We start from the raw sequence: 12,626 nt of genomic DNA on the forward strand, positions 1-12,626 counted from the left end.
CCAAGGGCGCTGTTCGCTTTGCTTGTTCTTGTCGTAGAGCCAGTGCTTTGCGCTGTTGCACTGGGTCAGGCGGGCGGTGGCGGTTTCTGCCGTGTGACGCATAGAAGGGATTACGCGTATCAGGCTGTGTGGGTTGGTTGCGCCTCGGCAAGCGCCTCCACCTGCTCGCGGCTAAGCGCTGGGCCGCCGACGGTTGCCATGATTTCCTCGTTAAAAGGCTCCAGGTCGCGGCCGGTGCGGCGCTTGCGCAGCGTCTCGCCGGGCTGGATCGGCGGGCCGTCTTCTTCCATGTAGCGGCGGATATGCTCGTATAAGCGCCACAGCAACTCATCCTCATACCAGCCCAGGTAGCCGATCGATTCGCGCGCATAGAGCTTCTTGGGATCGTCCGGGTGCGGTGCCCACAGCTCCAGCCGATACGAGTCGCGCATGGTCTCGCCCATCAGTTGGTTGAATTTGTAGGTGCGCGCTTGCACCGTCTCCCAGTCCACGGTCTGCGGCTCGAGAAACCCCGGCATGATCCAGAATTTCCAGAATGGGGCATGCTGTATGCGGGAAAAAAACACTTTTTTTGTTTCCCTGTTGAATAGCACCGGCTGCTCCCTAGGGAGCATGTAGCTTATTCTCAGTAAATGGATGGCGCCGATTAAAAAAAATGAACCAGCAGGAAAGCAAATTAACCATGTGCCCAAGTCATAGAGGCCGGATCCAAATATGCCAAACCAAAAGAAAGCCAGTGAGATTAGTAGTGTCATCCATCCACCAAACCCGACATCTCCTCTTTCAGTTCCAGAACCCAGGACGCTGCCGATACTGATTGCGTTAGGATACACGGCGACCAACGACTCACAGCTGCTGGCGCGCTCATGTACCGGTTGCCGCTTGTACACGGGCGCAACCCGATGCGGCGTGGCGCTCAGCATCAGCTTGAGCTGCGCCGGCGGCAGATCGAACTGCGGCTCGCCGCCCTGCCATTCGGGCAATAACACACGGTATGCCGGGTTCTTGACTTCGTTCATTGCGTTTTATCCATTCACGAGTTGCTGCACCAGCACTTGCCGTTCACCGGCCAACTCGCCGATCGTCACTTCCAACTGCGCACTACGGTAGGATGATCCATCCACGCCGATCTCGATCACCACCACGTCGGCTTCCGATTGCAACCGCGCCTCGTCCACGCCGGCCAGCCTTGCCAGCATGGTGCCCTGGCCATTGCTGTAGGCATACACGGTCGTGGAGACTCCCTTCAGATCCGCCAGCACCACGGCCAGCATATAGCTCAGATGCGCTCGCAGGTCTTGTGGCATCCACAGCCTGGTGGTCACGGTCTTGGACCAGATACGGGCATCCTCGCCCACGACACCGGGCGTGTCTGCGGCGGCTCCGGATGCACCCAGGCTCTTGATCCACTCCGTGCTGTACTCGAACTCCACACGGATGCCCATCAACATCTTGTTGAGTTCTTCCTGTTCACGCTGAGGTCTACCCCACTTTACGTCAGCGTCCGCCACGCCCCAGATGCTCTTGGCCGCCCACTCCTCGGTCGGCGTGTCCTGCAGGCGCATCGCGACATAGCCTGCCAACAGGCCCGCGCCAATGAGTAGTAGACCCCATCCGGTCCAGGATAGTCCCAGCATTCCGGCAGATGCCGCAGACGCGGTCGCGGATGCCGCCCCGGCTCCGGAAACGCCAGATGCTGCAAATGTTGTCGATGCTCCCATCCAGGAGGCATATGCCGCTGCGCTAAAGAACGCCCCCTGCATTAGATAGAAATTTCGCGAGTCGTTATCTTTAGTGCCTAGTCGCGAGTAGGCATTTGCAAAAGAAAGCGCCGCATCAATCACCAACCCAGCCGCAGAAATCCGCCCCGCTGTCCACTTCAACACCCGTGCACGCCCCAAAGCAGCATCGACCCCCTTGGCCTTGTCAACATGCTTATAGAGCGCCTCACCGAGCTCCAATGTCACGGCCGCCAGCCCCATGCCCGCACCCAACAGGCCCACATACGCGACCTGACGTTCTTTGTCGCTACCGAACGTCAAGGCATGAAATGCCTTGACGATCGCATACGCCTGCAAGACGCCGCCGGCGGCAGTAAAGGCCGCAGAGCCTTCACGCAACGCCTTGGCGGTGGCATCGCCCCAGAGCTTGAGTTCATTGCCTGCCAGTGTCGCGACCTTGCCGGTCTGCTGGCTTGCGTCTTCGCCGAATCTCCAGACCTTGACCACTTGCTCGGCCAGCCCGTCGGGCGTCTTGATCGCCATCGCCAGCGATCCGGCCAATACCAGGCTCTTCACCTTGCCAGCCTGACGCTGCAGGCTTCCGGTCGCCTGGCTGGCGGCTTCGGCACTGGACTGGCGTAAGCGCTCTCCGGCCATCTGCCAGAACTGAACCGCTTGGCCGAAGCGAAGCTCCATCTGGACGGCCTCCTTCCCCGGGCCAGCCGCCTCCAGCAGCCCCGCCATCAAGCGCTCGAACGTGGCGCCCGCCGCGGCGGACCAGGCTTTTTTCTTTTCCATGCTCAGCGCGACCCCGCCGGCAACGGCGATCAGCGGATGCCCGGCGGCAGCGGCCATTGTCTTCAAGGTGGGGAGCGAAGCGACGGTCTTGTCGTAGAACGGAAACGACTTCAGCAGCCGCTGATCGGCTTTCAGCTGGCCTTCGGCCGCTTTGCTGGTGTCCTCGAACAGCTTGAACAGGTTCTTGGCCTCCTTGTGCAGCTTGGTTGCCTTGAAGGCCTTGTGGAATTCGTCCTGGTTGCCAAGCAGCGCCCGCGTCAACAAGGCTTCCTTCTGTTCCGGATCATCCTTGAGGAAATCGCCGTACCATTCCAAGCCCTTATCGGTCATCGCGCCACCATTGGTGATGTCGGCGACGAGGCTGGCGAAGTGCAGGCCATCCATGCGGATCTGTTGCGAGCAATCGTTGTCGGTCACCAACTTGCGTGCCGTCGACTGGATCCAGACCTGGTGGTCCAACTCCACCTGGGCGAGCTTCTTGAGGTCGGCCTCCACCAATGCGGTGTAGCGCTGCAAAAATTCGCGGAAGGGATAAGCGCCCTCCTTGCTCTTGAGCTTGTCGAGCACTTGCTGCTTGAGCTTGGCGGTGTCCTGATCCAGGCCCTGTCCATTCTGCAAGACGATCGTGCCCTTGCTGAAATCCGGGATGTATTCGCCGGTTTCGGTGACCCTTCCGCTTTCTTGGAAATAGGTTCCTGGCGGCAACTCCTTGTTCTTGATCATGCGGTCGAACTCGGCGCGCGTGACCTTCTTGCCGCCCATGCCGCGCTGCTTGAGTTCCTGCAGGTTCTGCTTGGCGGCATTGTTGCGTTCGTCGATTTCCTTCAGCAGCCCTTCGATGCTTAGCGCTGTCTGCAATCGCCAAGGGCGCTGTTCGCTTTGCTTGTCCTTGTCGTAGAGCCAGCGCTTTGCGCTGTTGCACTGGGTCAGGCGGGCGGTGGCGGTTTCTGCCGTCATGCCCACGGCATCCGGCACGCTGACGATCTTCAGCTGATCCAGCGTGTACTGTCCTTTGCTCGCCTTGACCAGCTTCTCGGCTTCTTGCATCAGATGGGCGACGGTTTCGGGCCGTACGCCGGCCGTTCCAGTGGCTTCCCTTCCCTGGGATAGGGGAGGGTATGGCGTATCCAGCAAATGATTCTTGGGAGGAGACGGGTCGTAGTCGGCCACGATCGTTGCCACCGTTCCTGCCGTCAGCGGCATGGAGCGCGAGCAGGTGACGCTGGGAACGTCGATCATGGTCATGCGCGCGTCGCGCTTGCTGGAGTGCGACGCATAGAATTCCCGCACGGGCTTGGACCACGGATGATCGCTGTAGCCCACCCAGACCTTGCCCGCGTGTTTGGGTTCGGGGATCACCAGCAGCATCGCGCTGGCGTAGGCCGCGGTTCGTTGGCAGGTAAAGGCGCTGTCGGCTTTCGCGCCGGAGTGCTCGATCATGTCCAGCGGATAGGGCGCAAGATAGCCACCGTCGGAAACCTGGAAGGCCTGCCACCCCTTGTTCGCCTTCAATTCCGCCGTGTGCGGCGACGCGTAATAGACCATTAGATAGCCGGCACGCAACGTGCGCATCACGTAGCGGCCGAAGCTCAATTTCGGCCCTGCTACATCCTTGTCCAGCAACGCCACGCACGCCTGCTGCTTCGGCTCGGCGTAGGCGGCGTCCGCCAGCCCCGGTCTGAGCACCAGAAAGGGCAGCCCGGCCTTCACGCAGGCGGTGCATCCTGACGTCTGTCCGGCTGGCGTCGTCGCAGCGGCTCGCTGGGCGTTGGAGGAGTAGGTGGGTTGTTGACCATCAGCCATGTCGCATGTCCCTATCGGTGTCGATGCCGGCCTGCCGGCCGCTGCGATTCAGTTCGTCGCGAATCCGGTTCCAGCCCTCGGGGTCCGGAATGTCTTCCAGCGCTTTCGCCAGCGTCGTCTCGCCGGCAATGGCCCGTGCCACCGCGGACTGAACCCGCGGGTGGTCGAGCAGGCGCAGGTGAACCTGGAAGAGATAGGCCGCCATCAAGCTGCGGTCCTGCCGGTGTGTCACGCCGGCGGCATCAACCGCGATGGCTGCGCTGTGTGCCTGCGCAAGATAGTCCGCGGGGAGTTCATTGGCAAAGGACATCCAGCCCCTCAGGAGATCCTGCACCGTCTCGTTCAATGCCCCATGGACCCATTGCGTGGCGGTCAAGCGCAGCGCGCCAGGCTGGCGTTCCGAATTGGTCCGATAGGTGACCAAGCGATTGCGTCGATCCAGGACGGTCCACGCGCGGATCGGTCCAAGCAATCTGCTGCGTTGCTCATCGGACAATGCAGGCCACATCCATTCCAACACGCGCCGATCGTGCCAGCGGATCAACCGGCTCGTTCCGCCCGGCCCGGCGCGCAATTGCATGCAACGGGCCAAGTGACGCGCCAGATGCGCGGGGTCGGCCGGCGCCCCAAGCCAGAGCCAGCCCCCGATGCTGAAGCCACGCGCTGCCTCGACGGTCGGCATTCGCTGCTCTTCCACTGCACCGGCGACGCTGGCCTCGAGCAAAGCGACGTTGCGCGCATCCAGCCTGATCAGCCGCGGCCGTTGTGTGTCGGAGACGCTGGGATGCTTGATGGGTACTTCCCAAACGTCCGCGGCCGCGACTGGTAGCCAACCTTCCGGAAAAGGCTCTCTCAGCAAGGGGTCGATGAGAAGAAAGCATGCATCCGCTTCATCGCGTTGCAGATGCTCGCCTAACTGTCTAGCGATGGCGTCCAACATGTGTTCTTGCCCCTAGATGTACGCAGCGCCGCCAGCGGCCTTCGCCGTGGTGTCCTGCGGGCAGGGCTTCAACGTAGCGTTAGGCACGACAGCATTGCTGGTCGCCCCTTGCGGCCCCGTCAACACCTGCTGCCCGCCCTTGAACTCGATCGTCCCCGGCGCGCCCAGTTCGATGTCGTCGCCGTCCAGCTTGATGTAGGCGCCGGCCGCCGTGGCCAACAGGTGCTTGGTCGGCGCGGCGAGCTGGACGTCGGCGGTGGTGCTGACCAGCTTGACCTGGGTCTTGGCTGCGATCTTGGCCTGGTTCCTGTGCGCGCGGGCGCTGAGCGTGCCTTGCGCGGCGTGTAGGGCGATGCCCCGCTCCTGGTTGGGACTGTCGGCGACCGGGTCGCTGCCCTGGGTGTACAGCACCAGCCCGCCGGCCACCGCCAGCACCAGCTGCGCCTGGCTGGCCCAGTTCAATGCGGTGCCGGCCAGCAGCGCGGTCTGCGTCCCCGACACCCACACCTGGTCGGCCGGGGTCAGGCTCAGCACGCCCGCGCTGCCGCTGCCCAGCAGCGCCGGGCGGCTCCAGCCCGGGGCCTGGCCGTCGCCGCCCTGGAGCTGGCTGGCGGCGCTGCCGCTCTGGGTCGCCTTGAGGCTGGCCTGCAGGGTCTTGAGCCCGTCCTGCGCCGGCAGCGTGGCCGCCTCGTTGGGCAGCTGCGCCTGCTGCTGCCGGGCCGCATCGGCCAGCGCCTGCAGCAGCTGTTCGCCCTGTTCCAGCTGCGACAGCGCCTGGCTGGCCGCCAACTGCTGCTGGCCCGGCTCGCTGCTCAGCAGCAGGCCCTGGCCGGCGCGCACCGCGCCGTAGGCCTGGGTGGATAGTTCCGCCCCGAACCCGCGCTCGCCTTCGCGCAGGTTGTCGCGGCCGCCTTTCAGGTGGCCCAGGGTCAAGCTGCTGGCGTGCTGGGTGGTCGACAGCTGTGCGCGGCCCTGGCCGGGCGTGTCGTCCAGCCGCAGCTGCTGGTAGCCGCCGGCGCCGTCCTGGCTCTGCGCCAGCGCCTGGCTCTTGAACCCGGTGAACACCGCGCCGTGCGCGTTGCCCTGGAACCACGCCGGCGCATTGCCGGTGGCCCCGGCCCCGCCGCCGCCGACCTGGTTGTGCGCCGCGTCGTCCTGGCCGCGCCCGTTGTACACGCTGCCGATCACCACCGGCCGGTCGATGTCCCCTTCCAGGAACCCCACCAGCACTTCCTGGCCCTTGCGCGGCAGCACCACGCCACCCCAGTTGTCCCCGGCCCACGGCGTCATCACCCGCACCCAGGTCCACGCCGAGGCGCTGCCCGGCGCGTTGTCCTCGCCCCCCGGATGCGCCAGCGCGCTGCTGGCGTCGGCCCCGCGCTGGAACGGGAACTGCACCTTGATCCGGTGGTCGCGGTCGGACTGCACCGGGTCGCCGTCGCTGACCACGATCGCGCTCAGCGTGCCGGAGACCGTCGGCTTGGGATGCAGGCGCAGGCCATGGCCGTCCTCGGTCTGCGGCCGGTAGGTCGCCGTGGCCGGCAACGCGGTGAACTGGTTGCGGTAGAACTCCACCGACGCATCGTCTTGCGGCGGCGCATAACCGGCGCCCAGGCCCGCCAGCGCCGACGGCAGCGGCGCGCCGGCCACCGCCACCGCGCCCAGCGACTGCTCCAGCGCGTCGAACACCTCCGCGCCCAGGTTGTTGCGTGCCTGGTGCCGCACCTGCAGGCACAGGAACGCCGCATCGGCCGCCACGCCGGCATGTTGGCGCAGCCCGAAACGCGTGCCCGGCGCCAGTTGCCGCCAGGTCCCCTGGCCCTCGATGGTCTGCGCCGCCACCTGCTGCGCATCGAGCTGCTGCTGCGCGCGGCGCTGGCCGCGCGTGCTGTCCTGCCAGGCGTACGGGCCGGCGGTGTCCACGTCAGCGGCGTCGATGTCGCCCAGCGGCGTGGCTTCGGCGCCGGCCGGGCGCAGGCTCAGGCTGCGGTAGTCCCAGCTGGCCCGCGACAGCGTGGCGGTGCGCCAGCGCCGTGCCGGCGACCACTGCTGCACGCTGTCCTGCTGCTCGGTCACGTCGCTGCGGTGGTAGCGCACCGTGCCCAGCGCGGCGAAGGCGGCGTTGTGGTCCGACAGCACCAGCGTGTGCGTGCCGCGCGTGTCGCTGTCGGCGGCGCCGGTGTGCTCGAACCAATAGGCGATGCCTTCCTCGGCCAGCAGCCTGCTCAGGAACGCGGCGTCCGTCTCTTCGTATTGCGTGGTCAGGCTGCGCTTGGCGTACGTGCTGCGGTCGGACAGCTCCCAGCGCCACGCCGGCGCCAGCGCGCCTTGCTCGGCGTAGTCGGCGAACACGCTCTCGGCGATCTCCACCACGCTCATGTCCTGGAACACGTAGCTGTCCACGCGCTGGGCCAGCAGCGCCAGCCACGGCTCCACCACCAGCCGGTAGCGCGCCAGGCCGCCGTTGCTGCCGAGCCGTTCGAACGCGGTGACATGGCCGTGGAACGGGCGCAGCGCGCTGCGCGACTCGGCGGTGAGCAGTTCCAGCAGCACCGGCTACTTTTCATCAAGTATCGGCACAGTACGCATGATCCACGACATTAATAGTAAAAATACCCTTCGCCCATTTCGGGGGATCTTCAGGCTTACGGTTTCTCAGCGTTGACCGGAGCGGCGCTATTACCCAATTCCAAGACGCCAACTGAAACTCGTGGATAGCAATTGGAGACCTCAGCAAAGACACACTTCACGTAGGAGTCCGCCCGTACAGCTGTGCACGGAGTTCGGGATCTCTTGCTTTTGCCTCTTTAATGGCATCTTTCCAGAACGACAGCATTGCATCGCCTTTCGGCCCACCGCGCTTGACACGCCCATAAACCGCAGGGGCTTGGAGTGCGCCAGGCTGCTTTGACCCTGGCTGGCAGGCCTCTTCCACAGATTCGGGCCACTGCGGCTTCCTGCACAGCTTCATGGTGAGATACCGGAATAGGGCCCAGGGCAACGTGATTGGCAGAGCAAGAAGCATCAAACCCTTGCCTGCCGAAGAAACATGGATAATGAACGCGTTACGGAAACTTACCGCGGTCGACATGAATAGCTGTAGCGGGGGAAACGGCAGCGCGTCCATCCCACCACCGTTCATGTATCGGCGGATCATCTCCCAATGTGCCAAGGTGACGCCGGGACTGGAACCACTATCGGATCCAACGGCAAAGGTATGGATGACTTGGTCGCCGCGCATTACATGACCACGCAGATCATACGTACTGCCTTCATCAGGACCTATAGGTTTGTCGCGTCCAATGACGAAATGGATATCATCCCAAGGAACGGAGATCGCACCCTGCTTTCCACCTGTAAAGATATGAACAACCCGACTCACCCTATTAAAACGTATTGGATAGTACTGATACCGAAAAACATCCCGTCCTAATAGCATCCAGTATGCTAAAGCGCCGGCTCCTAGCGAGAGGATCACAACAAAGCCAATTGCGTAGTAGTCACCTGCGGTGACCGCCCGCAAACCCTCCGCTTTAACCTCCCAGAGCACCCGTATCATTGCCAATGCGAACGTGAACGCCATAGCGACAATGAGGGAGCCCCACATTGCTCCCCAGCCGCGATAGAGGAAGTGTCGATCCACGTATTCTACAAATACGGGATTTAGATCGATAATCCCTTGATCAATCGGCTTCAACCCTGATGCATCGAAGTTAGAAACATCCGAAACCCTTTCATAATCGGATAGCGGGCGATTCACACGATAATGCTGGGCCAACCAGCCTGCAAACTGACTCATTTCTTACGCCCCGGCCGGCATGAGCGCATTATATGCCTCATCTTGCTCTTCGACGGACCCAAACCTCCCATGTTCGTGCACGCCAAAAGGTGTCTTGTCCAACCACACTTCAACCTTATCGTCCCTAATCAAATTAATTAGCCATTCACCCAGCATGCTTATAAAACCAAGCACAAGAAGAATAATAAATCCAACGCCCGCGGTAAGAACCCCCGCAAGCATGAGAATAGCGACAACAGCTCCCGATACCGCTGTCACAGCGTAAAAGACCGTCATGGGGATATCACCTTTCCTGTAAGCGTCCACTGACTTCCAGCCATCAATTGCCGCACCTAATAGACCACCAACCGCACCAAGGGCTTTACCGAAAAACCCCATAGCCCCGGCCCTTGTTGACGCCTGCAGCGCACCAAATCGAAGCTCTGTTGCCAGCGCGGTACGGCCCCACATTGTTTTTTCTAGCCCAATGCCGATCAGTTCCATGCTGGTGCCAGTAAAGCCTACAAGTGCCGAACTCAGGGCCAATTCACGACGTAAGGCAGGCCCTTCCGACTTTTCGTCGAGCTTGCCAAACGAGTCGCATACGTTCCACGCGTCAAGGATCAGGCCTACCACACCAAGTCTCACGTCAAGGCTAACGTGCGGAGCGGCATGCTGGGATGCTCGGTTCTGTACCAGCGCCCTTATCTGCTGCTCCGTCAGCAACAAGTTCCCTAGCGATGAAGGGCTACCCCCGCGCGCTGCGGCCACCGCCTCCTTATCCCAAAATACCGCCCATTCGAAAATTTTTCTCCCACGCGCATTTCGCTCACCGGTCGCAACGCGGGCGCCACTACGCTCATTTAGTTCCTGGCGCAGATGTTGGTCGATGCGGGCACGCAACTCTCTCCTATTGACCCCGGGCTGCCCCCGACTCAACGCCTCAACGAGGAAGTGCGCCATTTCACGCTCGGATGCCTTGATGCCTACCCGTTCAATGCGCTTCCCGGAAAGCATCCCCAGAAGCCCCATCATGTTATTACGTGTGGCGGCGCTGATTGCAATGCTTACAGTCCCCCGGCGCACCGTGGTACCGACTTTTGCCAGACATGTGACGATTCCACCCGAAATTTTGTAGACAAAGCCTGCGATCAACCCAAGCCCCTGCTGAAGCTCAGCTGGATTCTTGCCACCTCTGTCCAAGACATGCCCATATGCCTTGAATATATTTGACCAAGCGCCAGGATTGTCGACCAGTGATTTCGATTGTTCCTGCAGAATCTGAGCGGCAATCTTGTCGTTCAGAACGAGCGCACGCATGGTTGCGTTCTTGATGTCATCGAATCGCCCGGTCAGATCCCTGATGACTGCTGCCTGGACGACGTCGTGACCTACGACTCCTTCAAGCGAATTTTCGACGATCTCCGTCCAGCGCATTCCACTGTGCGAGTACTCGTCATGATGGTTGCAGCACAGCCAGGTTCGATAGGATTCGTCCTGGTACCAGCTGACAAAGCTCTCGGCAAGCGGAGTAAGATGAGCGCTAGTAAAGCTCTCCATCTCGCTCTTAAGCTCAATCTCGAAGCGACTCATCGCAGCATGATCGTAGTCGTCGCGATATCTGTTCCACGCAGATTCTCGGGCGCTTTTTTCCTGCTCGGGCGTCAGCTCCTCCTGTATTTTGTTGATACCAGCTGCGTAAAGCTCCATGGCAGCCTTGCCAGTATACGCGCTAGCGCGCACTGAACTAAGCTCATCAGCTGCTGCTTGATCCTCGATGGCCTGCTTTATGCCGCGAATGGCTACAGCACTTGCCTGCTTCCAGCTGCGGTCATTCTCAACTTCGAAATCCCCCGCCTTTTCCCGAATCAGCGCCGACAGCTCCTGAGCAATGCCGGCAGGATCATTTAGCGCAAGCATCATCGGCCTACTAAGCGAAGCACTCTTTTTCAACCACTCCTCCATGCCTGGCACCTGCTGTTTACATCGAGCAAAGTGCACGAACGAGAATCCGAAACCAGGATTGGCGACAACCATGACTTCTTCAAGACTCTCTATCTGACCCAGAGAACCTGGCTTTTTTTGCGAAGGCGTAGGCTGGGCCGGTGGCAGAAATGGAATCGTGGTTTTCTGCCTTTCAGGCTGAGTGAATTTGAACTCACTGACCAAGGCCGCTGCATCCATTGCGTTGCCTGCGTGATCAAAGTCCTTTCCTGCTAACCATGCTTTTACATTGACGCAGCGCATGTGCTTCTGGCGTTCAGCACGTGACATGTTGCGCTTCAGTATCTCAGCTGGCCAAGGTGCTTCGCTGTAGCCAAACCATACGTCTCCAGCGCGCTTCGGATCGGGAATCGTAACGAAGCGTGCAATCTGCGAATTAGCCATACGCGCACAGCTTGGAGCAAATTCCTCTCGTGGCGGCGGCACGCCTAGGGGATCAAACTCTAATAGATAGGCGTCTTCAGTCACTTGATAGCCTTTCCACTCACCACGAACTTCATTGAATACATAGAGATACCCTTGGCGCGCAAGTCGCAAGGTGTAATGCGCTTCACTTCCGGGCAGAGCGAGGCTAGACACTCCCTTGCCGAATTTCCCCGTCAGCGGAGGGCCTCTCCATTGCTCACGCACGTCCGATCGACATACGGCATAGCGAAGCGGGAGTATCGGCAGTCCGATCTGATCGCAGACGTCACATTTCTTCGCAGGATCACAGGATCGCATCGGGGTCTTATCCATTCTGCCAAGCTCCTTGATGTTCAAGTTCAGTCGCGTATTGCTGAATCTTCTGCTCATCCACTTCGAAAACCAGGCTACGGTAAGCACCGGGCTCTTTCCGCGCCAAGTGCATCAAATCCTGAAACTCCGGACGATCGTGTATCCGTGGAGATATCGACATTGACAAAAATGCGAAAGCCTCTTGGTCATCCGCGTTCACGAGCCCTGCCGCTCTCGCATTTTCTATTTCGGTATACACGCGTTTGGACAACGGAAGGCTTCCGCCCACATGAACCTCTTCTTCCCGAAGTCGTTTAAGTACTTTATTGACCGATCCCAGCGACGCCACTGCGGATAACTGCGACAAGTCCATCGCGAATTCACTCTCCGCTGATTGCATGCTCTGGGACTGTGTCCATGTGTCTCCAGTTGCGTCGCGCGTTGTCCACACGTCAATTGGACCAAGCAGTGCATCCAATTGCGAGGCAGAAAGAATCCACTGCAGGCATGACCAAACGCGGGGGTCGTAAAATCTAAACAGCATCTTTTCGCCCTCGACGCGTCGAACCATCATCCTCGCAAGATGGCCGCGCACCCGCCCGGCTTTAGCGGCAGTACCGATAAGAGCAGAAAATGGCTCTTTATCGTGTGCTTGCCCGTAGGCCACCGTGGCGTCTAAGGCGCGAAGCTTCTCATCTATAGACATTTCTCCCAGCCGTAAAAGATACGGAAAAAGGTGCCCCTGCCCCTTCAATTCAAGCGGTACGATGGGTTCACAGGGCCACATCCCAACAACGTGCCGTTCAATCAGCAGCGGGTTCATGAGGGCGAACTGATGCGACTCGAATAGCCGATGATCGAAGTG

The 12,626-nt window shown here is 60.8% G+C and carries 7 protein-coding genes; all 7 read right to left on the reverse strand.

Translation table 11 applies throughout. From position 1 onward, the window contains the following. Nucleotides 1-119: 119 nt before the first annotated feature. Nucleotides 120-1,019 (reverse strand): DUF6708 domain-containing protein, encoded by a 900-nt coding sequence (locus tag E4A48_RS09000; protein WP_142742283.1) that lies wholly within the window; start codon nucleotides 1,017-1,019, stop codon nucleotides 120-122. Nucleotides 1,020-1,025: 6 nt separating this feature from the next. Next, the gene (locus tag E4A48_RS21025) at nucleotides 1,026-4,322 is read right to left on the reverse strand and encodes a T6SS effector BTH_I2691 family protein (RefSeq protein WP_260608099.1); all 3,297 of its coding nucleotides are present in this window, start codon (nucleotides 4,320-4,322) and stop codon (nucleotides 1,026-1,028) included. Continuing rightward, the gene (locus E4A48_RS09010) at nucleotides 4,315-5,262 is read right to left on the reverse strand and encodes a DUF4123 domain-containing protein (protein ID WP_142742284.1); all 948 of its coding nucleotides are present in this window, start codon (nucleotides 5,260-5,262) and stop codon (nucleotides 4,315-4,317) included. Before E4A48_RS09010 ends, E4A48_RS21025 begins: the two co-directional genes overlap by 8 nt. Before the next feature lie 12 nt (nucleotides 5,263-5,274). Further along, entirely contained in the window at nucleotides 5,275-7,815 is a 2,541-nt protein-coding gene (locus E4A48_RS09015; protein WP_142742285.1) for a type VI secretion system Vgr family protein, read from the reverse strand. Nucleotides 7,816-8,008: 193 nt separating this feature from the next. Continuing rightward, on the reverse strand, nucleotides 8,009-9,061 hold the full coding sequence (locus tag E4A48_RS09020) for a DUF6708 domain-containing protein (RefSeq protein ID WP_141697082.1): 1,053 nt from the start codon (nucleotides 9,059-9,061) through the stop codon (nucleotides 8,009-8,011). A 3-nt stretch (nucleotides 9,062-9,064) separates the two neighbouring features. Next, the gene (locus E4A48_RS09025) at nucleotides 9,065-11,782 is read right to left on the reverse strand and encodes a T6SS effector BTH_I2691 family protein (RefSeq protein WP_139116097.1); all 2,718 of its coding nucleotides are present in this window, start codon (nucleotides 11,780-11,782) and stop codon (nucleotides 9,065-9,067) included. Continuing rightward, nucleotides 11,775-12,584, reverse strand: coding sequence for a DUF4123 domain-containing protein (locus tag E4A48_RS09030; protein ID WP_139116098.1), 810 nt, complete (start codon nucleotides 12,582-12,584; stop codon nucleotides 11,775-11,777). Before E4A48_RS09030 ends, E4A48_RS09025 begins: the two co-directional genes overlap by 8 nt. Between the last annotated feature and the right edge of the window lie 42 nt (nucleotides 12,585-12,626).

The sequence above is a fragment of the Xanthomonas translucens pv. cerealis genome (assembly GCF_006838285.1).
Taxonomy (GTDB): domain Bacteria; phylum Pseudomonadota; class Gammaproteobacteria; order Xanthomonadales; family Xanthomonadaceae; genus Xanthomonas_A; species Xanthomonas_A cerealis.